Raw genomic sequence first — 22,075 nt, 5'->3', positions numbered from 1 at the left:
GCTAGAGCCAGATCATCGCCGCGGCGATCACAGCGAAGATGATCGCGGACCAGATGAAGATTTCGAGCTGGTGTTCGTCGATCCAGCGTTCCGCCCGGCGTCCGATCAGCAACACGAGCCCGGCGAGCGCGAAATAGCGCACGCCGCGAGAAACCACGACCGCAACGAGGAATAACGGAAAAGCGAACTGCGCCGCGCCCGCCGCGGCCATCGCCACCTGGAACGGGATCGGCGTGAGGTCAACCAGCAGCAGCGCAAGGAAGCCGCGTTGGCGTATGTTTTCCAGCGCGCTGGCGTAAGCCTCGTGCGCGCCGATTGCGGCGACCAGCGGCTCCACCGTCGCCGGCGCGAGGAGAGCGCCGAGCCAATAGAGCAGGGCCGCGGCGAGGAGATTGCCGGCGACCAGCAGCGCCGCGATCGACCAGACGCCCCGGCGGCGCCCGGCCATTACCGGGATCAGCAGCGGCTCCATCGGCACGAGCACGAACGAAGCTTCGAGAAAGCCGATCAACGCCGATGTCGGATAGACCCAAGGCCCGCGCGTCCACGCGCGCAAACGGTCGCGCAATCCCATGCGACAAGAAACGTCTGGGAACCGAGTTCGGTCCTTTAGCGCAGCACGCCCCGACGCGAGAGCCACCACGCGTAGGCCAGCAACAGAGCCGCAATCACGATGATGACGATGGTGAGCACCGAACTCGCGCCGACTTCGGCGGGCGGCGGATCGAACAACGTGAGCGCGTTCGATCCGACCGCGCCGAGCAGTGAAGCCGCGTAGGCCCAAACGGCGAGTTTGTTGCGCATGAGCAGAAGTGCGGAGCCGATGAAACCGCCCCAGGTGCCGATCGCCCACCCGACCCAATTCCACGCGGGCAGTGCGTAGATATAATCGCGCATCGCCGGCGAGAATTGCGATATCCACGGCTCGAAGCGCATGCAGGTGGCTGTGAAATCGAACGCGCCGAAGCCGTTCCATAAAAGCGCCAGCACGCCCACGAGCCACAGGTGCCAAGGCGTTTTCGTTGCAGTCGCAGCGGTCATTTTGAGTCCTCCCCAGGATTAGGGAGCTTAGGCTCTCGTTGCTGCGCTTGCTAGCCGCCGGGCTTGGCGCTCACAGCGGCTTCGTCGCCGCTTCCAGCCACGCCTTCGCTTCGCCGTCGAGCTGCGGGCCGATCTTCTCCCAAACCTTGGCGTGATACGCGTTCACCCAGTCCAGCTCGTCCTTGCTCAGCATCTTCTTGACGATCAGCTCGCGCGCGATCGGCGCCAGTGTCAGCGTTTCGAAACCCAGCATCGGGCGCTCGCCGCCTTCGATGTCGGAAGCGGGCGTCACGACTTGCAGGTTTTCAATGCGGATGCCGTAGGCGCCGGTCTTGTAATAGCCGGGCTCGTTCGAAACGATCATGCCGGGCTCTAGCGGCTGCGTGTTGACGAACTTGGCGATCCGATGCGGACCTTCGTGCACGCCGAGATAGACGCCGACGCCGTGCCCGGTGCCGTGATCGTAGTCCAAGCCGGCTTCCCACAAGCTCATCCGCGCCAGCGCGTCGAGCTGATGGCCGGTCGTGCCTTTCGGGAAGCGCACGCGCGAAAGCGCGATGTGGCCCTTGAGCACGCGCGTGAAGCGGTCCTTCATTTCCGGCGTGGCGCGGCCGATGGCGACGGTGCGGGTGATGTCGGTGGTGCCGTCGAGATACTGGCCGCCCGAGTCGATCAGGAACAGCGACCCGCGCGCCAGCCTGCGGTTGGTTTTCTTGGTGACGCGATAGTGGACGATCGCCCCGTTCGGGCCAGCGCCGGAGATGGAGTCGAACGAGAGATCCTGCAGCGCGCCGGTGTCTTGGCGGAAGCCTTCCAGCTTCTGGCAGGCCTCGATCTCCTGCACTTTGCCGCTCTGCCCGTCCGTCGCGAGCCAGTGCAGATAGCGCGACACCGCCGCGCCGTCGCGGATGTGCGCCTTGCGCGAGCCCTCGATTTCCGCGGCATTCTTGCAGGCCCGCGGCAGAACCACCGGGTCTTGGCCGCGCACGATCTCGGCGCCGGAATCCTTCAGTTGCTCGAAGTACCAGGCGCTCGCCGTCGCCGGATCGAGCTTTACGCGTTTGCCGCCGAGCGAAGCCAAAGTCGGCTGCAGCTCCGCGCTCGGCTTCACCGCGACTTCGTTGCCGAGCCATTGCTTCAGTTCGGGCGAAACCTTCTCGTCGGCCAGGAAGAGATCGGCCGTGCCATCCGCGTGCAGCAGCGCTTCGCCGAGCGGCAGTGGCGTCCGCGCGACATCGCCGCCGCGGACGTTGAACAGCCAGGCGATCGAGGCTGGCGATGTGATGACCACCGCATCCGCGCCGTCGGCGCCCAGCCCTTCGCCAAGGCGATGGCGCTTCGACGCCGCGCTTTCGCCGGTGAACGTCTCCGGCTGCGGCACCACTTTCGCCGCCGGGATCGGCGGCCGGTCGTCCCAAATCTGATCGATCGGATTGCGCTCGACTGGCACGAGCGTCGCGCCTGCGGCCTCCGCCGCGCTGCGCAGACGCTCCAAGTTGTCGGGGCTGTGCAGCTTCGGGTCGTAACCGATCCTGGCGCCCTTGGCCGCGCGCTCACGCAAATACGCCGGCACGCCGCCGTCGATCAGATCGCGATACTGGAACAGCTCGCCGTCCACTTGCGCGCGCACCTGCAGCGTGTAGCGGCCGTCGACGAACACCGCGGCTTCGTCCGCCAGCACGACGGCGGCGCCGGCCGAACCGGTGAAGCCCGTCGCCCACGCCAGCCGGTCGTATGCCGGCGGCACGTATTCGTTCTGCCATTCATCCTCGTGCGGCACGATGAAGCCGTCGAGGCCCGCTGCTTGCAGCGCTTTCCTCAGGCGCGGCAGATGTTTACGGCCGAGGGCGGGACCGCCCGGATCGTCATAGGTCTGGAACACGTGCTTAGCGTCCTTTAGGGCCCGGTTCAGGGCGGGTTCAGTGGTTTGAGTTTAAGGGTTCGGACGAGGAGGTTTAAGAGGCGTTCGCCTCTGAACAGCGCCCCGCCCGGAGAAAACATGAGGTCTTGGGTCAAAATGGCGCTCGCGGCCGCGGCCGCGCTTACGCTCGCGGCGCAACCCGCCGCGGCGCAGGTGCCGGACCCATACGCCCGCGAACTGGCGCAGCGACTGTCCCGGGCTGAAACGGTGCTTGTGGAGAACGGCTACGCCCGCGCCGCCGGGCCGTTCGCCGCCGGCCTCGGCGAACGCGAAGGCCGCCGTTTCAGCCTGATGATGCGGGCCGGGCAGGACTATCGCGTCGTCGGCGTCTGCGAGAGCCGCTGCCGCGACTTCAACCTGCGCCTGTTCGACGCCAGCGGGCGGCTGATCGGCCAGGACGTGCTCGAAGACAACGTGCCCGTCGTCCACGTGCGCCCACGCACCACCGGCCGCCATACAGTCGAAGTCGAGATGGTCCGCTGCGTCAGCGAACCCTGCTGGTTTGCGTTCAACGTCTACAGCCGCTGAGCGGCTGTAGACGCAGAAATCAGAAGCCAGAAATCAGAAATCAGAAGTCACACGGGCGCATCTGATTTCTGATTTCTGATTTCTGAATTCTGGTTTCTCACTCCGCCTTCCTCCACACCAACGTCATCCACGCCTCCTTCGGAATCTGCCGCTCCAGCAGCAGTCCGCGCGAGGCGTAGGCTTCGCGCACCAGCGGCGCTTGTGAGCGCAGCAGGCCGGAGAGGATCAGCGCGCCGCCGGGCGCGACAGCGGGCGCGAGCCTCGGCGCGAGCTTGATCAGCGGCCGCATCAGGATGTTGGCGAACACCAAGTCGAACTGCTTGCCGGCGATATGGCGCGCGCCGTCGCCGGCGATCACCTGCATGCGCTGGGCGACCTTGTTCTGGCGCGCATTGATCTCGGCGATCGCCGCCGCGCGCGGATCGATCTCGATCGCCAGCGCCTCGGCCCCGTGCTTCGCCGCCGCGATCGCCAGCACGCCCGAGCCCGCGCCGACGTCGAGCACGCGCTTGACCTTGCGCTGGCGCAGGACGCCTTCGAGCGCCATCAGGCAGCCCCAGGTCGTGCCGTGATGGCCGGTGCCGAACGCTTCGCTGGCCTCGATCCAAACCTTGGTGCGGCCGTTGTTCTCACCCATCAGCGCGTGCGCGCCGGCGACGACGAAGCGGCCCGCACGCACCGCCGGCAAGCCTTCGAGCGACATCGCCACCCAATCTGCGGCCTTCACCTTCTTCTGCTTCAGATGCAGTTCCGGCGCAGCCGCGCCGACGATCGCTTCGGCGCTGGCGGCGTCTTGCTTCGTCGGCACGTAGATTTCGATCCGGAACTTGCCCGGCGTCTCCTCGAACCAGCTCACCGCGTCCGCGGGCGAGGGATCGTGGCGATCGAGTTCATCGGCGGCGGCGCGGACTTGGGTCAGCGTGCCGAGAGCGGTGAGGACGAGCATGGCGGCTTGGCATAGAGGGCCAGCGCGGCTAACGCCAGTCGGCGCTGTATTTCTCGATGTCGGCCTCGAGCGCCGGACGGTTCATGTCGGCGCGCGGGGTGAACAGCGCCATGCGGCCGCAGCGGCGGCGCAGTTCGAGGTGGCGTTCGACGGCGCGGTAGTGTTCGCGTTCGGTGTAGTCGTCGATCAGAATCTGCGTTTGCGCCGCGTCCAGGTTCTTCGCCGCGGCCAGCGCGCAGGCGACGCGGAAGCGCCCGTCAACCAGCACCAGGTAGGGCCCCGGCTTGTCCTTCATCGCCGCCCAGGGCGCGTCAATGTAGCGCCGCCAACGCTGCACGCGAGCCGGCGTGGCGCGATGCAGCACCGGTGTGCCCCAGGCTTCGGTGGGGCCCACGTCACCGTGGATGAAGCTCTGCCGCTCGGGATCGTCATGGCCGTTGTCTTTGATCTTCTTCCGCACCGCGCGCATGAAATACGGATCGGAATCCACAGACACGAAACGCACGCCGTGCATGGCCGCGAGTACGGTCGAGCCGCCCATGCCGAACTCGAGATAAGTGCCGACCGAGGTCAGCAGCTCCAGAAAGAACGGAACCGCCTGCGCTTCGAACTCGGGCTGGCCTGAGACGCTGAATCCGGTGACGCGCTGGACGTAGAGGAACTGCGCGTACTCCACGATCCGGTCCAGCTTGTTGCTGAACCAGTGCCGGATGCCCTCCAAACCGGCCTCCATGAATGTCACTGACGTAAGCGCCATAGTCGTTCTGCGCTACGCTTCCGCGCAAACGACGTCCAGACCACAATCGTTTCAGCCGAAGTTCCGCGGCGATTAAGGTTAAGGCGCAGCGGCGCTCTCGAAGGTTCCGTAACTGAGTTCGCGCAGGAGCAGAAGCAACTCAGCGCCGCTCTTTTCCTTTCCGCGGCAGCGCCAGCATGCACGCCGCGCCCAATGCCGAGGCGATAGCGGCCGCGATCATGCTTGCCGCAAACCCCGGCGTCAGCGGCGCCAGTCCGGCTGCGAGCGCCACGCCGATCAGCTGCGCGGCGCGCGCCGCCGCGTTGTTGACGCCGGAGGCGAGGCCCTCGTCCTCGTCGCCGACGGCAGAGAGAACCGACGCCGTCAGCGGCGCCACCAGCACGGCAAAGCCCAAGCCGAGCAGCGTCATCGGCGCGATCACGGCGAGCCACAGATTCATTTCACGCAATGCTGCAAACAGCAGGTAAGCGCCCGCCGCCGCCAGCGGGCCGATGATGAGCAGCGGCCGCGCGCCGATCTTGTCAGCCAAGCCGCCGAACATTTGCGAGAGCGCGCCGAGCGCGATCGTCATCGGCAGCATCGCCATGCCCGCTTCCGTCGCGGTGAGGCCGCGCCGGTCGACGAGTTCGAACGGCAGCGCGAAGAACATGATCGCCATGGCGCCATAGATGAGCAGGGTGGCGATGTTGAGCGCCGTGAACGGGCGATTGGCCCAAAGCCGCGGCGGCGTCAGCGGCGCGCGCGCACGCGTCTCCCAGACGCCGTAGGCAATGAGGCCGACGACCGCCGCGCCGAAGGCGAGCCAAACGGTTTGGCCGATCTCGACGCCCGCGCCCTCGGCCGGCGCGATGCTGCTCAATGCGAACGCGAATGCGCCGAGCGCGCCGGCGATCAGCGCCGCGCCCAGCCAATCGAAGCCGCGCTCGGTCTTCGGCACACGTTGCGCGAAGAACAAGAGGAGGATCACCGTCGCCGCGGCGATCGGCGGATTGATCCAGAAGATCGCTTGCCAGCCGAACGTCTCGGTAAGCCAGCCGCCGAGGATCGGCCCGCCCGCCGTGGTGACGGCCGAGGCCGCCGCCCAGACGCCGACCGCCGCCCCGCGCTCCTCGCGCGGATAGGTGGCGCCGATCAACGCCAGGCTGGAAGGGGCGACGATGGCGGCGGCGACGCCCTGCAGCACGCGCGCGCCGGTGAGCCACGTCACGCCCGGCGCGAGCGCGCACCCGATCGAGAAGAGCCCGAACGCCGCCGCGCCGATCGTCAGCATGCGCGCCTTGCCGTATACGTCCGCCAGCGCGCCGCCGATCAAAGTGAGCGAGGCCAGCGCCAGCATGTAGCCGTTGATCACCCACTGCACCGTCGCATAGTCGGCGACGAGTTCGGACCGCAGCCGCGGCAACGCGACGGTGAGCGCCGAGCCGTCGATGAACGCCATGGAGGAAGCGAGAACGCAGGCGGCGAGAATCCAACGCTTCCGCGCGGAGGAGAGCTCGCGCCCTTGCGCGCGCGGACAAGGCTCGGCGCGGATCGTCCCACGCTCGCAGGCGGCGTAACTCTGCGTCACAGGCGGTGATGTAGCGCGCGCGGGCGCGGGGACGACTTTCGGAGTCGCGCGCGGTTGCTGGCGGCGGAGGAAGGAAACGTGTATATTGGCCGCTATGACCAAACTCGATCTGGTACTCGCGCGCCTAAAGGAGCTCCCGCCGGACCGGCAGGACATGATCGCTGTCGAGATCGAGTTTATGCTCGATCACCCGGAGCCGCTGCTGACGGATGAACAACGGGCGGAGCTGCGCCGCCGCGCCGAAGAAGAACAAGGGGACCCGATCCCCCACGAGGATATCGTGGCGGAATTTCTGCCTGCTCAGTCGAAGTGAATGTCGTTTGGTCGCCGCGCGCACGCGACGACCTACGGGACATCCGTAAGTATCTGCAGCAACATAGTCCACGAGCTGCACGGCGCATAATGGCGCGCATCATTGGCCGAGTGGCGGATCAGCGGGATATGCCGTATGCGGCGCCGTTTGAGCGCGGCGGTCCGGAGCGATGCCTGGTGGTTTCGAAGACGCCATATCTCGTACTTTACAGTGTGAGCGGAGACACTCTCACTGTGAATGCGGTCTTCCACTCCATGCGCAATTGTTAAGCCGCGCTCGCGGGGCGGACGAAGCTGTCGATCACGCGCTTCTCACCGGCCTTGTCGAAATCCACCGTGAGCTTGTTGCCTTCGACTTGGCGGATGCGGCCGTAGCCGAACTTCTCGTGGAAGATGCGGTCGCCGCGTGAATAGTGACTGTCGGCGTCGCCGCTGCGCGCGACAAGGCGCGCTCCGCCGTCGATCGTCGGCGGTTTTGACGTGAACGCGCCGCGTTCCTGCGCGCGCCGCCAGCCTGGCGATTGATAGCCGGAGGAGAACGGGGCGACGGCCATCTCGCGCACGCCCGGCGCCTGCATGCCGTAGCCGGTCTCGCTGACGGCGTCGACGCTCTTGGCGGGAAGTTCGTCGATGAAGCGGGAGGGCAGCACGGTCTGCCAGCGGCCGTAGATCTGGCGATTGGCGGCGAACGAAATGCGCGCACTCTCCCGCGCCCGCGTGATGCCGACATAAGCGAGCCGGCGCTCTTCTTCCAAACCCTTCTCGCCATTCTCGTCGATCGAACGCTGTGAGGGAAACACTTGCTCCTCCCAGCCGGGCAGGAAGACGAGTGGAAATTCCAGGCCCTTCGCCGCGTGCAGTGTCGAAAGCTGCACGTTCTCGCCTTCGCTCTCCGCTTCGATGTCGAGCACCAGCGCGACATGTTCGAGATAGGCTTCGAGCGTGTCGTACTGGCTCATCGACTGGACCAGTTCCTTCAAGTTCTCTAGGCGCGTTTGCGCTTGCGGCGACTTGTCGTTGCGCAGCATTTCCGTGTAGCCGCTCTCGTCGAGCACGATCTCGGCCAACTCGACATGGCTCATCGTGCGCGCCTGCTCGCGCCAGCGGTCGAGATCGTTCAGGAACGCGCGCAGCGCCGTGCGCGCCTTGAGTGGGAGATCGTCGGTGCGGATCAGGTCGCGCGCCGCGCCGACCAAGGTGCGAAAGCGCGTCGCCCCGCCCGGCGCTGCCGGCTGCTCGGTGACCACTTCGCCAGTGTTCGCATCGAACAGCGGCCCCGCATCGGTGACGAACCGCACCGGCGGCTTGCCGGCATAGGCGTGCAGCTTCTGCACCGTGCTTTCGCCGACGCCGCGCTTGGGCTGATTGACGATGCGTTCGAAGGCGAGATCGTCGTCTTCCGAGCGGATCAGGCGCAGGTAGGCGTGCACGTCGCGGATTTCCGCCCGCTCGAAGAAGCGCGGGCCGCCGATCACCTTGTAGGGGATGCGCAGCATCAGGAAACGTTCTTCGAACGCCCGCATCTGCCAGGCCGCCCGCACCAGCACCGCGCATTCGCCATAGGAGCGGTTCGACTGCACCCAGTGCTCGATATCGTCGGCGATCAGCCGCGCCTCAGCCTCGCCGTCCCAGACGCCCCGCACCTTGACCCGGTTTCCTTCCTCGTCGTCGGTGAACAGCGTCTTGCCGAGCCGGCCGCGATTGTGCGCGATCAGATGCGACGCCGCGGCGAGGATGTGCCCCGTCGAGCGATAATTGCGCTCCAGCCGCACCACCACGGCGCCGGGAAAGTCCTTCTCGAAGCGCAGAATGTTGTCCACTTCGGCGCCGCGCCAGCCATAGATCGACTGATCGTCGTCACCCACTACGCACAAATTCTTCTGCGCCTGCGCCAGCAAGCGCAGCCACAGATACTGCGCGACGTTGGTGTCTTGGTATTCGTCCACCATCAGGTGGCTGATCTTGCGATGATACGTCTCCAGCACGTCCGGATGGCGCTGGAAGACGTCGATCATGTGCATCAGCAGATCGCCGAAGTCGCACGCGTTCAAAATCTTCAGCCGCGCCTGGTAGATCGCGTAGAGCTTCACGCCTGCGCCATCGGCGAACGAGAACGCTTCGCCTTTCGGCACGCGCTCCGGCGTCAGCGCTCGGTTCTTCCAGCTGTCGAGCAGGCCCGCGAGCTGGCGCGCCGGCCAGCGTTTTTCGTCGATGCCTTCGGCTTCTATGATCTGTTTCAGCAAACGGATCTGATCGTCCGTATCGAGGATCGAGAAATTGTTCTTGAGGCCCACCAGTTCGGCGTGCGTGCGCAGCATGCGCGCGCTGATCGAGTGAAACGTGCCGAGCCACGGCAGCCCGCCGCCGCCCGGGCCGAGCAGTTTCTCGACCCGCTCGCGCATCTCGCGCGCGGCTTTGTTCGTGAACGTCACCGCCAGCACGCCCCACGGCTTGGCGCGTCCGCTGGCCAACAGATGCGCCAGACGCGTCGTCAGCACGCGCGTCTTGCCGGTCCCGGCGCCGGCCAGCACCAGCACCGGCCCGTCGAGCGCTTCCACTGCCGCGCGCTGCTCAGGGTTCAGCGCCGCGAGAAACGGCGGCGCAGCCATCGCGCGCTGCGAGATCGGCAGGTCAGGCAGGTCTTGGGACATCGAATCTAATCTAGCGCGTCAGCTCTAGCACGAAACAGGAACAGAATCATCGCGCTCGCCGCAGCTGTTGACTCGCTGTAAGTGTAGGATTACGGTTAGCCATGGCTTACGGAAATGCCCTCGCCGTGCTCGCCGATCCGACCCGCCGGGCGGTGTTCGAGCAATTGCGCGCCGGCCCCCGCACGGTCGGGGAGATCGCCGCGCAACTGCCGGTCAGCCGCCCGGCCGTGTCGCAGCACTTGAAGGCGTTGAAGCAGGCCGACCTCGTCCGCGACGAACCGCGCGGCGCGGCGCGCCTCTATCGCATCCACGCCGAGGGCCTGCGCGAACTGCGCGATTGGCTCGACGGCTTCTGGGACGAGGCGCTCGCCAATTTCAAAGACTATGCGGAGAAAGATCAATGACCGTCGTTGAAGTCTCGCCGATCGTGAAGAGCATCGACGTGCGCCGTTCCGCGCGCGAGGCGTTCCGCGTCTTCACCGAGGAGATCAGCGCCTGGTGGCCGATGCACACGCACAATCGCGGCGTCGCGGCCAAAGGCGAGATCGCCGTGCGCGTGACGGTCGAGCCGCGCGTCGGCGGGCGCATCTACGAGACGCTGCAGGACGGGCGCGATCTCGAGTGGGGCGTGGTAAAGGCGTTCGAGCCGGGCGCGTTGTTCGCCATGGAATGGAGCCTCGGCCGGCCGCAATCGACCGATGTCTCCGTCCGCTTCGAGCCGCTCGACGCCGACAGCTGCCGCGTCACGCTTACGCACGAGAACTGGGAGCGCATGGGCGAAGAAGCCGACAAACTCCGCAACGCCTACAACAATGGTTGGGTCGCCGTGTTCGAGAACGGCTTCGGCGCTTATGCCGGTCTGAAGCAATAGAGGGAGACGATGAAATGAAACTGCACGTGTTTCCGCACAGCCCGCGCGCGTTCAAGGTGCTCGCCGTCGCGCATCATCTCGGGCTCGACTACGAGTTTTGTTTCTGCGATCTGACCAAAGGCGCCACGCGCGCGCCCGAGTTTGCCGCGCTCAATCCAAACCAGAAAATGCCCGTGCTCGAAGAAGGCGCGTTCAAGCTCTGGGAATCCAATGCGATCATCCAGTATCTGGCCGAGAAGAATCCCGAAGCCGGCTTGATCCCGGCCGACGCGAAGGCGCGCGCCGACATGGCGCAATGGATGTTCTGGGAATCCACCACCTGGGATCGGGCCTGCGCCATTCTCGCCTTCGAGCGCGGTGTGAAGCGCGTTCTCGGTCTCGGCGAACCCGACGCCGCCGAAGTGGAGCGCGGCCTCAGCGCTTTCCACGCCGCCGCTTCGATCCTCGACGCGCATCTCAAGGGCCGCCGCTTCGTCTCCGGCGATCGGCTCACGCTGGCGGATTTCGCCGTCGCCGCCGATCTTATCCTCGAGCCGTTCGTGCAATTGCCGCTCGAACCTTACGCCGAAATCCGGCGCTGGGGCGCGGCGATGGCGCAGCTGCCCGGCTGGCAGGCGGCGCTCGCTCTGCAGAACGGCCGCTTGGCGTCTGCCGAAGCGGCCGCCTGACGTTCCTTCGGAACCGGCGCGACGGCAGCAGGTTGTGCGTCCATGCGGATGAAACTTGCCGCCTGCGCGCTGGCGCTGGCCGTGTTCGGGTGCAGCCAGCCGGTCGAGCCGCCGCCTGATCCCGAGGCCGCGGCTGAGGTCGGCCAAGCCGAGCCGCTGCCGCGCGCGCTGCCGCCGCCGACGGAACAGCAGCCCCGCTATGTCGGCCAATGGGCGACGAGCGCAGAGGGTTGTGCCGAGCCGGCATGGCGTTTCGAAGAGCGCGGCGTGACCACGCGCGGCGAAGTCGCCTGCACCTTCGACACTGTGACTTTGACGCCGACGGGCTACGACATCGCCGCCACATGCACCGCCGAAGCGCCGCCGGCGCCGTATCAGATTCAGCTCTCGTTCGCTGAATCTGCACGGGCAATGATGATCGCGGGCGGGCCGTGGTCGGCGCCGACAAGTCTGGTTTACTGCGGCGCCTAGGACACGCCTTAGCAGGAACTTCCGCGCTTCTTTGCGGTTATCTCCGCGGATGGAGCTGAACAATGGCGGATGAGCACGAATCTCGCGCCGGCGCATTTTCCGGCGTTGTAGCCGGCATTATGGTGATCGCGCTGACCGCGATGGTGTTCACCGCGTTCGGGCCTGAGCAGCCGGCGCGCACGTTCGCCGCCGCCGAGGCCGAGACACAAGCGCCTTCAGCGCCGGCAGACTCCAGCCGCTGATCCTTGCCAAAGCGACACGTAAAACCGCTCCGCGTGCGGCCTGCGCGGCGTTAGCCTACGCCCGCGAATCGGAAGAGCGGGGCGATCATGGCCGACGTATTCATTTCCTACGCACGCGAAGACCGCGAGCACGCGCAGCGCATCGCGCACGGGCTCGCCTCCATCGGTCTCGACCCGTTTTGGGACAACGAAATTCCGCCCGGCCAGACCTGGGCCGATTACATTGAAGGCAAGCTCTCCGGCTGCAAAGCGGCGATTGTGCTCTGGAGCGCGCATTCGACGCGCTCGCAGTCCGTGCGCGAAGAGGCGCGCATCGCGCGCGACAAGTCGCGGCTAATCCCGGTTCTGATCGAGAACGTGCAGCTGCCGTTCGGGTTCGGCGAAGTGCAGTGCGCGGACCTCACGCAATGGCGCGGAGACTACGCTGATCCGGCGTGGACGAAATTCGCGCAAGCTGTTTACGCCGCCGCCCGCGGCGAAACGGCGCCGCGCACGAGCGCATGGACGCCGCCGCAGCCGGCGCTGCAAACCGCCGCCTTCGCCGGCGCGACCGCTTCGGCGCACGTCGCCGTCGCCGCCGAGCCTTCGCCGATCCACTACGTGCAGAAGTGCCTGCGCCTCTACGCCAACGGCAAGGGACGCGCTGGCCGCGCCGAATATTGGTGGTGGGCGCTGTTCGCGGTGCTGGCGCTGATCGTCGCCGGCGCCATCGACCTGCAGTTCGGCGTCGACTTCACCGGCGCGCCGATCAATCCCTATTTCACCGGCGCGGTTTGGCTCGGCTTGCTGGCGCCGGGGATCAGCGTCACGGCGCGGCGGCTGCACGATATTGGCCATAGCGGCTGGCTTGCCGCCGCCGTCGTCGGCCTGACGCTCCTCGGCATGGCGCTGTCGGGCGATCCGAGCCCGATCGGGCCGTTGATCTCCTTGGCCGCGGTCGGCGCGGCGATCGTGGTGGGCGTCATTTCCTCGGCGCCGGGGATGAACCAGTACGGTCCGCACCCAAAAGGACTATGACGCGCGATTGAACCGGCCTGCGCTCCTGCTAGGACTAGTGCAGGAGGGGACCATGGCCGACGTTTTCCTGTCGTACGCCCGCGAGGACGCCGCCCGCGCGCGGCAAGTGGCGGAGGGACTGGAGCGCGCCGGCCTCGATGTCTTCTGGGACAACGAAATACCGCCCGGCACCACCTGGGCCGATTACATCGAACTGAAGCTCAGCCAGTGCAAAGCGCTGATCGTGCTGTGGAGCGCGCAGTCGACGAAATCGCAGTCGGTGCGCGAAGAAGCGCGGCTCGGCCGCGACAAGGGCGTGCTGATCCCGGTGCTGCTCGACGGCACCCAGCCGCCGTTCGGGTTCGGCGAAGTGCAGGCGGCGGATCTCACCGCCTGGCACGGCGACCAGAACGATGTGAACTGGCGTCGCGTCGTCGACGCCGTCTCGCGCGTTGCGACCGGCCAGCCCGTGCCGAGGCCGTTCACGATGCAGCCGCCCCAGGCGCCGCCGCCGGTCGCCCACGCCCCGATGCCCGCCGCGCAGACGAAGAGCGGGCCGCCGGCCTGGGTCTGGATCGTCGGGGTAGTCGCCGGCGTGTTCGTGCTCGGCGCCGGCGCGTTCATGATGCAGCCCGCCCCGTTGCCGCCGCAGCAGATCGCCGAAACGATGCCGATCCAGCCGGTGGCGGCGACGCCGTCTCAGGCGCCGGCGGTCACCGACTATCAGCAGCAAATCCTCGGCCGGTTGGCGCAGGTGGAGCAGGCGTTCGTGGCCCAGGGCTATCAACAGCTGGCGCCGCCGGTCAGCGGACAGCTGCCGCAGGGCCAGTACGCAAACGTCCCGGCGACGCTGCAAGTGGGGATGGAGTACCGCATTATCGGCGTCTGCGACAATGATTGCGGCGATTTCGACCTGATCCTCTACGACGAGAACAACAACGCCGTTTCTCAGGACAATCTGCAGGACGCGACGCCCGTCGTCGCCGTGGCGCCGCAATGGTCGGGGCCGTTCACCGTGCAGGCGGTGATGCACAACTGCACCGTCTCGCCATGCTACTACGCGCTCGTGCTGTACGGACGCCCGATGCAATAGCCGCTCAGACGCGGTTCTCCAGCACGAAGACGCGCACAGCCGAAGCCAGCGACGCCTCTGGCGTGTTCTTCGCGCGCCGTTCGTCGATCGATGCGATCAGCATCGGCAGACTTGTCGAACGCGACCGCGCGATCTTCTCGAGGCCCGACCAGAATTCTTGTTCCAGGGCCAGCGACGTCCTGTGGCCGGCGATGCGCATCGAGCGCTTCTGCAGGCCGCCGCTAGATGTCGGTGTCATTGTCATGTCTCTTGTGCCCGTCGAGTTTGCGGTCGGCAGCCTCCCGCTCCGCCTTGGCCAGTTGCTTCTCTGTCTTGGTTCGTCCGAACGCCATGCGGTTGTTCGCGGCTGTGATCTCCTCTGCCGCGCGCGCTTTCGCTTTGCGAACGCGCTTCAGGTTTACGATCTCGTTCATCAACGCTCACATAAGCCCGCGTTACCGCGTGGCCAAGCGTTATCGCTGGGGCAGACAGATTCGTTCCAGATTTTCGAAGACTTCTCAGTGATCACGCGCATCACGCGCACGTGAGGCCATTTAACTCATGTTAGGGGCGAACTCCTCGGGAAGTTCCCCTTACATCACCCCGGCCCGATCATCTTCTCCGGACGCACGATGGCGTCGAAATCTTCCGCCGGAATGCCGTCCTTGATTGCTTCCTCGCGCAGCGTGGTTCCGTTCTTGTGCGCGGTCTTGGCGATCTTGGCGGCGCGGTCGTAGCCGTATTTCGGCGCCAGCGCCGTCACCAGCATGAGCGAGCGTTCGACGCCCGCCTGGATGTTGTCGAGCCTAGGTTCGATGCCGACGACGCAATTGTCGGTGAAGCTCACCGCCGCGTCCGCGAGCAGGCGCACGCTCTGCAGGAAATTGTACGCCATCACCGGATTGAACACGTTCAGCTCGAAATGGCCGCTGGCGCCAGCGAACGTCAGCGCCGCGTGATTGCCGAAAATGTGCGCGCACACCTGCGTCAGCGCCTCGCTCTGCGTCGGGTTCACCTTGCCCGGCATGATCGAGGAGCCCGGCTCGTTCTCCGGCAGCGCCAGTTCGCCAAGCCCCGCGCGCGGGCCCGAGCCGAGGAAGCGGATGTCGTTGGCGATCTTGAACAGCGAAGCCGCCGCCGTGTTGATCGCGCCATGGCTCATCACCATCGCGTCGTGCGCCGCGAGCGCTTCGAACTTGTTCGGCGCGCTGGTGAACTTCATCTGCGTGATTGCGGCGATCTTCTCCGCCACTTTTTCGGCGAAACCCACCGGCGCGTTGAGCCCGGTGCCCACCGCCGTGCCGCCCTGCGCCAGCTGCATCAGCATCGGCATCGTCGATTGGATCCGGGCTATGCCGTTCTCGACCTGCTGCGCGTAGCCGGAGAATTCCTGGCCCAAGGTCACCGGCGTCGCATCCTGGGTGTGGGTGCGGCCGATCTTTATGATGTCCTTCCAGGCCTGCGCCTTGTCGTTCAGCGCATTGCGCAGCTTTTGCAGAGCCGGGATCAGCCGATGCTCGATCTCTTCGGCGCAGGCGATGTGCATCGCCGTCGGGAACGTGTCGTTCGACGACTGGCTCATATTGACGTGGTCGTTGGGATGGACCGGCTTCTTCGAGCCCATCTCGCCGCCCAGCATCTCGATCGCCCGGTTCGAGATCACCTCGTTGGCGTTCATGTTCGACTGCGTACCTGAGCCCGTCTGCCAGACTGCGAGCGGGAAGTGGGCGTTGAGCTTGCCCTCGATCACTTCCTGCGCCGCCTTGACGACCGTCTCGCCGATCTCCGGCTTCAGCACGCCAAGCTCCATGTTGGCTTCCGCCGCCGCGCGTTTGACGATCCCGAGCGCCCGCACGATCGGCGCCGGCATCTTCTCTTCGCCGATGCGGAAGTTCTGCAGCGACCGCTGCGCCTGGGCGCCCCAGTACTTGTCCGCTTCGACCTGGATCGGTCCGAACGTGTCGGTTTCGGTACGCGTTTTCATGGAGAATGCCTTGGAGGAAATGACGCCTTGTCTCCTGCACGGGATATGAGGATGAAATCGGCCGATCAAGCGCAAGGACGGGGCGGAGGCAGCGGCGTGCAGGCGCAGGACATGCGGACGGTGAGCGCGCTCCGCGCGCCGGAGCCGGCGCGCGAGGCGGTGGAGCGCCTATCGGACCGCGCGCTGAGGGCCGCCGCGGCCAATCCGGACCACAGCGAAGCGGCGCGCCGGGCGATCGCCGAGGCGATGCGCGCGCGGCGGATATCGTCCGGCCCGTGGCGCGTCAGCGTCGCGGGCCATATTGGCGCGGCCGATCTGGAGAAGGGAACGCGGCTCTTCTTCGATTGGCGCCGGCGCGCGCGTTTGGCGTTCCGCGCATTGGCCCAGCTCAGCGCCTTCGCGCTGTTCGCCGCGCTCGCGGCCGCCTCGCTCGGCCGCGTCACGGACGAGCGGACGCTCTGGGCGATCGGCGCCGTCCTGGCCGCCGCGTCGGCGGCCTGGCTGACGCTTTCAGCACTGCGGCGCAAACCGGCGCGGCTGCTGCTCGTCGGCGCCGGCGCCGAGCGCGCCAGCGCGGCGATGGCGCGGCGCGAGCTCGGCGTCTTCGGTCATGTCGCCCGCATGGATGCGCCCGAAGGCCCGACCATCGCGAACGCCGCCGATTATCGCGCGCTGGCGCGGCGTCTGCGCCGGCGCGTGCGCCTCAATCTGGCGACCGCCGTGTCACCCGAGGAAGCGCTGCCGGTGCGCGCCGCGCCGCACTGGCGCCTGCTGACGCTGCAGCTGCTCGCCAATTCCTGCGACGCCGTCATTGTCGATCTCACCGAAGGCGCCGCCGTGCTGGAGGACGTGCGCGAAGCCGCGCAGGACGGCCGCTGTGTCTTCGTCACCTTGTGGGGCCGCATCGACGCCGCCGAAGCGACGCTTGCCGCCGCTGGTCTCGATGCGCCGTGCTTCTTCTACGCGCCCGACGGCGAGATGCAGCGCCGCGGCCAGTTCCACGCCGCTCTGATCGCCGCCATGCGCGCGACGCATCGCGTGCGGGCGTGAACGCCTGGACCGGCCGCGGCAAGGTGCGCGCCCGCGAGATCGCGGGCGGCGCCGAGTTCGCCATCGACGGCATCACCACGCAGGCGCGCTACTACAAGCCGCTCGTCTACGAGTTCTTCCGCAAGGAGTTTCAGATCCGCCCGCGCTGGGGCGAGTTCGAGGTCGAACTCACGATGGAATATGTCGGCGAGGTCCCTTCGCTCGATCTCGACAATCTCGCCAAGGCGCTGCTCGACGCGCTGAAAGGCCACGTCTTCTTCGACGACAGCCAGATCGCACGGCTGCTGTGCGAACGCAAAAGCGGCGAACGCGACCGCATCACCGTGCGCGCAGTGCGCAGGGACTGAGCCGCGCTTACTTCTTCCGGAATGCGTCGAGGCTGACGACGGCGCTGTCGCTCTGCGCCGGCGGCGGCGCTTCCGCTTGCACTTCGCGCGGCGCCGGCGCGATCGCATCATCGCCGGAGGCCATGCGCGCTTCGTCCAGCGGCTGATGTTCGAACTGCAGTCCGAACTTCACGCTCGGATCGAAGAAGCGCGTGATCGCTTTCAGCGGGATCGTGATCGGCTGCGGCTGGCCGGAGAATTTCAGGATGACGCGGAAGCGATCGGCGTAGACTTCGAGATCCCAGAACTGGTGCTCGAGCACGATCGTCATTTCATCGGGATAACGCGCGCGCAAATGATCCGGGATCACGACACCGGGCGCATGCGTGCGGAAGGTGATGTAGAAATGGTGCTTGCCAGGAAGGCCGCGCGGGCTTGCGGCTTCCTGCAACGCTGCGCGCACGACGCTGCGCAGCGCGTCCTGCATCAAGCTTTCATACCCGATCAAATCGTCGGCCACGGCCGCCCCTCCTTGGCTCCGGGGTCACCCTTACTGCCTCGTTCCGGGCAGTCAATTGTTCATCCACAGAGCGCGAAATCGCGAGTGTTTCCAACGTCGAGAGGCGAAACGTCTGCGCCGCGCAACAGTTCGCACATGCGTGTGAAACGTGACAGCGAAGCAAGCTCCGCTTCGCGCAGAGCGCGAACGCGCCTGTGAGCAACTCGCCAAATGTTTGCGCGGCAACGGAAATTCGCACGCGTCTGTGCGCAGCGCCGGCGCGCGCGCGCACGCCAAGGGCGAGCAGGTGCTGTGGATAAGTGATGAAAAGGAGTCCCCGGCTTCTGTTGCCGGGCGCCGGGGGGCCCCGCCTAGCGATGCTACTCGGTAGGACTTAGGTCGAGATCACTCGCACTGCTTACGCAGCGAGGGCGAACTCTTCAGCGTTGTTGTCATTCGCAACTATGCTGTTTGGCCTGTAACGGGACCAACCCGAGCAAAAGCAACGGCCTTCAACGTCCGTCGATCCTATTTCGGCCCCAGCAACAGAAGTCAGAAACAACTCAGAAAATCAGATCAGAACGGCTTTTGACTTCTGATTTCTGGCTTCTGACCCCTCTTGGTGGAGCCGCCGGGCATCGCACCCGGGTCCGATCCGCCTATCTCCGCGCGTTTATCGCCATAGTCCGGGCAAGCCCGAACGCGACCAATATAGGGAGCGTCGCGGCCGCACACAAATGCCGTGCGGCTCCAAGACTCAGCTTACCAACAAGCCGCGGGAAGAGGCGGCGCTTATGATCAAGAAGCTGGCGGCTGAGTTCATCGGCACGATGACGTTGGTGCTGTTCGGGTGCGGCGCGGCGGTGCTGGCCGGGTTCGGCGTCGTCGGCCAGGAGGGGATCGCCTGGGCCTTCGGGCTTGCAGTCGTCGCCATGGCCTACGGCCTCGGCGGCGTCTCCGGCGCCCACATCAACCCGGCGGTCAGCCTCGGCGTCTGGGCCGCCGGACGCATGCGCACCGTGGAGATGACCGGCTACTGGATCGCCCAGTGCCTCGGCGCCGTCGTCGGCGCCGGCATCTTGCTGATGATCGCCTCCGGCTCGCCCGATTTCGTGCTCAGCGAAAACGGCCTCGGCCAGAACGGCTACGGCGTGCGCCTGCCCTCCGGCCAAGGCTCGCCGGCGGATTATTCGCTCATCGCCTGCGCCATCTTCGAGATCGTCGCCGGCTTCATCTTCGTCACCGTGGTGCTCGGCGCGACCCAGAAGGGCTCCGAATTCGGCGGTCTCGCCATCGGCCTCACGCTTGCGGCCATTCACATCGTCGGGATTCAGGTTACTGGTGTGTCGGTCAATCCGGCCCGCTCCTTGGGGCCTGCGGTGTGGGTGTTGGGCGACGCGTTGAGCCAGCTCTGGCTCTTTATCGCGGCGCCCATGGCGGGGGCTTTGCTGGCGGGATGGGCGTTCCGGGCGAAACTGTTGACGAGCGACGACGCGCCCTGAGCCGGCGTCCGATCGCCGCGAGCGTGCTGCTCGCCGGCGTTGCGCTGTTCGTCTGGCTCTACATGCCGCTGCCCGCGCCAAACGTCGCGCCCGCGACGCCCGAAAATTGCGTCGAGCTTCGCCTCTATTCGAACGGCTATCACAGCGACATCGGCGCGCCGGCGGCGATCTTTCCCGCAGATCATCCGCTGCGCCGGCTCTATCCCGAGGCCGAAAGCTTCCTGATCGGCTGGGGCGACGAAGCGTTCTACCGCTCCGACGGCGCGGATCTGCTGATGGGCCTCGACGCGCTGATCCCGCCGAGCCCCAGCGTGCTCCACGTCGCCTACAACGCCGGCCCCAGCTCCGCCTATCTCGGCCCCAACGCCGACGCCGCCATCGGCGTCAGCCGCGAAGGCGCCCAGCGCTTCGTCGCCTACGTCGACCGCGCGCTCGTGCTCGACGAAACCGGCGCGCCGATCCGCACCAGCGATGGCAAAGTCGTCGGCCGCTCGTCTTTCCTGCGCACGCGCGGCTCGTTCCATCTGTTCAACGTCTGCAACCAATGGATGGCCCGCGCCCTCCGCGCGGCGGGTGTCAACGTCAACGCCCGCGCCGCCTGGCTCGCCGGCCCGCTGATCCAACAGGTGCGGGAGACGGGGCGGGCCGGGTGCGCCGTTATCCCGCCTTCGACAGGCTCGGGCTGACGCCGGAGGAGGCCTCGATCACTCTCAATCGCGTCACCCCTGAGCGTGTCGAAGGGCGACGCGAGGCGCCGGCCGTGGTGAGCTTTGCCGAGTCGGCCCATATTGAACTTGAAATGAACGCCCAACCCGCCCCCGCGCCAGAAGGCGCCCCCAGCCAAGCCGACATCGCCTATCTCGGCCTGCTGGACGACATCCTCCAAAACGGCGTCGACCGCGGCGATCGCACCGGCACCGGCACGCGCGGCGTCTTCGGCCGCCAGCTCCGCTTCGATCTCTCTCAAGGCTTCCCGCTGCTCACCACCAAGAAGCTGCACCTGAAAAGCATCATCCTCGAACTGCTCTGGTTCCTGCGCGGCGATAGCAACGTGCGCTGGCTGCAGGAGCAGGGCGTCACGATCTGGGACGAATGGGCCAATGAGGAGGGCGAGCTCGGCCCCGTCTACGGCAAGCAATGGCGTTCGTGGGAAAGCAAAGACGGCCGCGTCATCGATCAGATCGCCAACGTGGTTCAGTCGATCAAGACCAATCCGAACTCACGCCGCCACATCGTCAGCGCCTGGAATCCGGCCGAAGTGGACCAGATGGCGCTGCCGCCGTGCCACTGCCTGTTCCAGTTCTTCGTCGCCGACGACAAACTGAGCTGCCAACTCTACCAGCGCAGCGCCGACGTCTTCCTCGGCGTCCCGTTCAACATCGCGTCTTATGCATTGCTGACGCAAATGATGGCGCAAGTGACGGGCCTCCAGCCCGGCGACTTCGTCCACACCTTCGGCGACGCGCATTTGTACCACAACCACTTCGACCAAGCGCGCCTACAACTCACCCGCACGCCCTACGCCCCGCCGCAAATGCTGATCAACCCCGAACGCAAAGACATCTTCGCGTTCGAGTACGGCGACTTCACGCTGCAGAACTACGTCGCGCACCCGACGATCAGGGCGCCGATCGCGGTTTAGCAAACCCTCTCCCCCGAGAGGGGGAGAGGGCAGGGTGAGGGGGCGGCGCAATCGCCTGAAGACTAGCGCGCGACAATTGCAAACACCGGCGCTCCACCCTCACCCCAACCCTCTCCCTCCCATAGGAGGGAGAGGGAGCGTAAGAGCATCGCCATGATCCCCCGCGAACTCCTCGCCACAGCGCAAATCCCCGGCGGCGAGGAGCTGCGTCTCTTCCGCCGCGGCGGCGATTTCATCATCGCTCTCGGCGGCAACGAACTCATGTCGAGCCGCCTCAGCGGCTCGGAAGAAGCGCTCGCGACCATGACCTGCGATCGCCTGCACAACACCGACGCGCCGCATCTCCTCCTCGGCGGCTACGGCATGGGCTTCACGCTCCGCGCCGCGCTCGCGCGCCTTGGCCCCAAAGCGCGCATCACAATCGCCGAACTCGTGCCCGAAATCATCGACTGGGCGCGCGGTCCGATGGCGGCGCTCACCGCCGGCTGCCTCGACGATCCGCGCGTCGATCTCGTCATGCGGGACGTCGCCAGAGCCATCGCCGGCGCCAACCGCCGCTACGACGCGATCTTGCTCGATGTCGACAACGGTCCCGACGGGCTCACCCGTGCCGACAACGATCAGATCTATTCCATGCACGGGCTGACGGCGGCGAAAGCGGCGCTGAAGCCGGGCGGCGTGCTGGCGATCTGGTCCGCCGGGCCGGACGAAAAGTTCGCGCGCCGCTTAAAGCACGCCGGTTTCGATGTCGAGGAAACCATGGTCCGCGCCGGCCGCGGCGGCAAAGGCGCGCGCCACATCATCTGGTTCGCGAGAGCGCCGTAGAACGGCAGAACGGCGCCTAGGCGCGCCATGTTTGGAGCGCGTCGCCTTCGAATTTTGCACGCAAAGGCGCACCGCGGCTGGACGGCGTCCATCCGGCTCCAAGCGCCAACCGAATTCCGCGCGCGACGATCGAGGGTGTGATTTCCGTCGGCGGAGAGTTTAGAGGGTCGAAATTGATGACGAGTTTCTGGCCGGCCCCACTGG

Annotated in this window: 27 protein-coding genes and 1 other RNA gene; 16 read left to right on the top strand and 12 right to left on the bottom strand. The window is 66.4% G+C overall.

What is annotated here, in order from left to right:
- Window position 1: 1 nt before the first annotated feature.
- The 3 genes from VEA80_RS18040 to VEA80_RS18030 all read right to left on the bottom strand — a co-directional run bounded on the left by VEA80_RS18040 (window position 2) and on the right by VEA80_RS18030 (window position 2,923).
- Entirely contained in the window at window positions 2–574 is a 573-nt protein-coding gene (locus tag VEA80_RS18040; protein WP_325062175.1) for a YqaA family protein, read from the bottom strand.
- Window positions 575–609: 35 nt separating this feature from the next.
- Window positions 610–1,041, bottom strand: coding sequence for a hypothetical protein (locus VEA80_RS18035; protein ID WP_325062174.1), 432 nt, complete (start codon window positions 1,039–1,041; stop codon window positions 610–612).
- A 70-nt stretch (window positions 1,042–1,111) separates the two neighbouring features.
- Complete coding sequence (locus VEA80_RS18030; RefSeq protein WP_325062173.1) at window positions 1,112–2,923, bottom strand: aminopeptidase P family protein; 1,812 nt, start codon at window positions 2,921–2,923, stop codon at window positions 1,112–1,114.
- A 117-nt stretch (window positions 2,924–3,040) separates the two neighbouring features.
- Here VEA80_RS18030 and VEA80_RS18025 point away from each other — a divergent pair, with 117 nt between their 5' ends.
- Window positions 3,041–3,490: a hypothetical protein gene (locus tag VEA80_RS18025; protein WP_325062172.1), complete on the top strand. Its 450-nt coding sequence runs from the start codon at window positions 3,041–3,043 to the stop codon at window positions 3,488–3,490.
- A gap of 97 nt (window positions 3,491–3,587) precedes the next feature.
- On the opposite strand, the gene VEA80_RS18020 is transcribed toward VEA80_RS18025, so the two are convergent.
- The 3 genes from VEA80_RS18020 to VEA80_RS18010 form a co-directional block, all read right to left on the bottom strand.
- Window positions 3,588–4,436, bottom strand: a complete 849-nt coding sequence (locus tag VEA80_RS18020; RefSeq protein WP_325062171.1) for a 50S ribosomal protein L11 methyltransferase — start codon at window positions 4,434–4,436, stop codon at window positions 3,588–3,590.
- A gap of 28 nt (window positions 4,437–4,464) precedes the next feature.
- Window positions 4,465–5,193 carry a hypothetical protein gene (locus VEA80_RS18015; protein ID WP_325062170.1) on the bottom strand — a complete coding sequence of 243 codons (729 nt, stop codon included), beginning with the start codon at window positions 5,191–5,193 and terminating at the stop codon, window positions 4,465–4,467.
- Window positions 5,194–5,332: 139 nt separating this feature from the next.
- On the bottom strand, window positions 5,333–6,631 hold the full coding sequence (locus tag VEA80_RS18010) for an MFS transporter (RefSeq protein WP_325062169.1): 1,299 nt from the start codon (window positions 6,629–6,631) through the stop codon (window positions 5,333–5,335).
- Window positions 6,632–6,854: 223 nt separating this feature from the next.
- Between VEA80_RS18010 and VEA80_RS18005 the strand changes: the two genes are divergently transcribed.
- The gene (locus VEA80_RS18005) at window positions 6,855–7,073 is read left to right on the top strand and encodes a hypothetical protein (RefSeq protein ID WP_325062168.1); all 219 of its coding nucleotides are present in this window, start codon (window positions 6,855–6,857) and stop codon (window positions 7,071–7,073) included.
- Window positions 7,070–7,342 carry a type II toxin-antitoxin system RelE/ParE family toxin gene (locus VEA80_RS20585; RefSeq protein ID WP_414731521.1) on the top strand — a complete coding sequence of 91 codons (273 nt, stop codon included), beginning with the start codon at window positions 7,070–7,072 and terminating at the stop codon, window positions 7,340–7,342. Before VEA80_RS18005 ends, VEA80_RS20585 begins: the two co-directional genes overlap by 4 nt.
- Here VEA80_RS20585 and VEA80_RS18000 read toward each other — a convergent pair.
- Window positions 7,339–9,723 carry an ATP-dependent helicase gene (locus VEA80_RS18000; RefSeq protein WP_325062167.1) on the bottom strand — a complete coding sequence of 795 codons (2,385 nt, stop codon included), beginning with the start codon at window positions 9,721–9,723 and terminating at the stop codon, window positions 7,339–7,341. The two genes, VEA80_RS20585 and VEA80_RS18000, sit on opposite strands and share 4 nt — an antisense overlap.
- A gap of 101 nt (window positions 9,724–9,824) precedes the next feature.
- On the opposite strand from VEA80_RS18000, the gene VEA80_RS17995 reads away from it, so the two are divergent.
- From VEA80_RS17995 to VEA80_RS17965, 7 genes are all read left to right on the top strand, one after another.
- On the top strand, window positions 9,825–10,127 hold the full coding sequence (locus tag VEA80_RS17995; RefSeq protein WP_325062166.1) for a metalloregulator ArsR/SmtB family transcription factor: 303 nt from the start codon (window positions 9,825–9,827) through the stop codon (window positions 10,125–10,127).
- Window positions 10,124–10,594 (top strand): hypothetical protein, encoded by a 471-nt coding sequence (locus VEA80_RS17990; protein WP_325062165.1) that lies wholly within the window; start codon window positions 10,124–10,126, stop codon window positions 10,592–10,594. The genes VEA80_RS17995 and VEA80_RS17990 overlap by 4 nt, the downstream gene beginning before the upstream one ends.
- A gap of 14 nt (window positions 10,595–10,608) precedes the next feature.
- The gene (locus tag VEA80_RS17985; RefSeq protein WP_325062164.1) at window positions 10,609–11,262 is read left to right on the top strand and encodes a glutathione S-transferase family protein; all 654 of its coding nucleotides are present in this window, start codon (window positions 10,609–10,611) and stop codon (window positions 11,260–11,262) included.
- Between the two features lie 42 nt (window positions 11,263–11,304).
- A complete protein-coding gene (locus tag VEA80_RS17980; protein WP_325062163.1) occupies window positions 11,305–11,733 on the top strand; it encodes a hypothetical protein in 429 nt (142 codons plus the stop codon).
- A gap of 62 nt (window positions 11,734–11,795) precedes the next feature.
- The gene (locus VEA80_RS17975; protein WP_325062162.1) at window positions 11,796–11,975 is read left to right on the top strand and encodes a hypothetical protein; all 180 of its coding nucleotides are present in this window, start codon (window positions 11,796–11,798) and stop codon (window positions 11,973–11,975) included.
- 87 nt (window positions 11,976–12,062) lie between these two features.
- Window positions 12,063–12,992, top strand: coding sequence for a TIR domain-containing protein (locus VEA80_RS17970; protein ID WP_325062161.1), 930 nt, complete (start codon window positions 12,063–12,065; stop codon window positions 12,990–12,992).
- Between the two features lie 52 nt (window positions 12,993–13,044).
- Complete coding sequence (locus VEA80_RS17965; protein ID WP_325062160.1) at window positions 13,045–14,064, top strand: toll/interleukin-1 receptor domain-containing protein; 1,020 nt, start codon at window positions 13,045–13,047, stop codon at window positions 14,062–14,064.
- Window positions 14,065–14,068: 4 nt separating this feature from the next.
- Here VEA80_RS17965 and VEA80_RS17960 read toward each other — a convergent pair whose 3' ends face one another.
- The 3 genes from VEA80_RS17960 to fumC form a co-directional block, all read right to left on the bottom strand.
- Entirely contained in the window at window positions 14,069–14,263 is a 195-nt protein-coding gene (locus VEA80_RS17960; RefSeq protein WP_325062159.1) for a ribbon-helix-helix domain-containing protein, read from the bottom strand.
- Window positions 14,264–14,285: 22 nt separating this feature from the next.
- Complete coding sequence (locus VEA80_RS17955) at window positions 14,286–14,477, bottom strand: DUF4169 family protein (RefSeq protein ID WP_325062158.1); 192 nt, start codon at window positions 14,475–14,477, stop codon at window positions 14,286–14,288.
- 164 nt (window positions 14,478–14,641) lie between these two features.
- Window positions 14,642–16,027 (bottom strand): class II fumarate hydratase, encoded by a 1,386-nt coding sequence (gene fumC / locus VEA80_RS17950; RefSeq protein ID WP_325062157.1) that lies wholly within the window; start codon window positions 16,025–16,027, stop codon window positions 14,642–14,644.
- A gap of 51 nt (window positions 16,028–16,078) precedes the next feature.
- Here fumC and VEA80_RS17945 point away from each other — a divergent pair, with 51 nt between their 5' ends.
- The gene (locus VEA80_RS17945) at window positions 16,079–17,077 is read left to right on the top strand and encodes a hypothetical protein (protein WP_325062156.1); all 999 of its coding nucleotides are present in this window, start codon (window positions 16,079–16,081) and stop codon (window positions 17,075–17,077) included.
- Window positions 17,074–17,424 carry a RusA family crossover junction endodeoxyribonuclease gene (locus VEA80_RS17940; RefSeq protein ID WP_325062155.1) on the top strand — a complete coding sequence of 117 codons (351 nt, stop codon included), beginning with the start codon at window positions 17,074–17,076 and terminating at the stop codon, window positions 17,422–17,424. Before VEA80_RS17945 ends, VEA80_RS17940 begins: the two co-directional genes overlap by 4 nt.
- A 7-nt stretch (window positions 17,425–17,431) precedes the next feature.
- Here VEA80_RS17940 and VEA80_RS17935 read toward each other — a convergent pair whose 3' ends face one another.
- Window positions 17,432–17,923 (bottom strand): SspB family protein, encoded by a 492-nt coding sequence (locus VEA80_RS17935; protein ID WP_325062154.1) that lies wholly within the window; start codon window positions 17,921–17,923, stop codon window positions 17,432–17,434.
- A 311-nt stretch (window positions 17,924–18,234) separates the two neighbouring features.
- Window positions 18,235–18,643: a transfer-messenger RNA gene (ssrA, locus tag VEA80_RS17930) on the bottom strand.
- Between the two features lie 53 nt (window positions 18,644–18,696).
- On the opposite strand from ssrA, the gene VEA80_RS17925 reads away from it, so the two are divergent.
- The 4 genes from VEA80_RS17925 (at window position 18,697) to VEA80_RS17910 (ending at window position 21,871) form a co-directional block, all read left to right on the top strand.
- Window positions 18,697–19,404, top strand: coding sequence for an aquaporin (locus VEA80_RS17925; RefSeq protein ID WP_325062153.1), 708 nt, complete (start codon window positions 18,697–18,699; stop codon window positions 19,402–19,404).
- On the top strand, window positions 19,359–20,090 hold the full coding sequence (locus tag VEA80_RS17920) for a DUF2459 domain-containing protein (protein WP_325062152.1): 732 nt from the start codon (window positions 19,359–19,361) through the stop codon (window positions 20,088–20,090). Before VEA80_RS17925 ends, VEA80_RS17920 begins: the two co-directional genes overlap by 46 nt.
- Window positions 20,091–20,203: 113 nt before the next feature.
- Window positions 20,204–21,046, top strand: a complete 843-nt coding sequence (locus tag VEA80_RS17915; protein WP_325062233.1) for a thymidylate synthase — start codon at window positions 20,204–20,206, stop codon at window positions 21,044–21,046.
- 153 nt (window positions 21,047–21,199) lie between these two features.
- Window positions 21,200–21,871 carry a hypothetical protein gene (locus VEA80_RS17910; RefSeq protein WP_325062151.1) on the top strand — a complete coding sequence of 224 codons (672 nt, stop codon included), beginning with the start codon at window positions 21,200–21,202 and terminating at the stop codon, window positions 21,869–21,871.
- Window positions 21,872–22,075: the final 204 nt, after the last annotated feature.

The sequence above is a fragment of the Vitreimonas sp. genome (assembly GCF_035627415.1).
Taxonomy (GTDB): domain Bacteria; phylum Pseudomonadota; class Alphaproteobacteria; order Caulobacterales; family Aquidulcibacteraceae; genus Vitreimonas.
The sequence above is the reverse complement of the archived record's forward strand: the minus strand, read 5'-3'. Positions and strand labels throughout refer to the sequence as shown.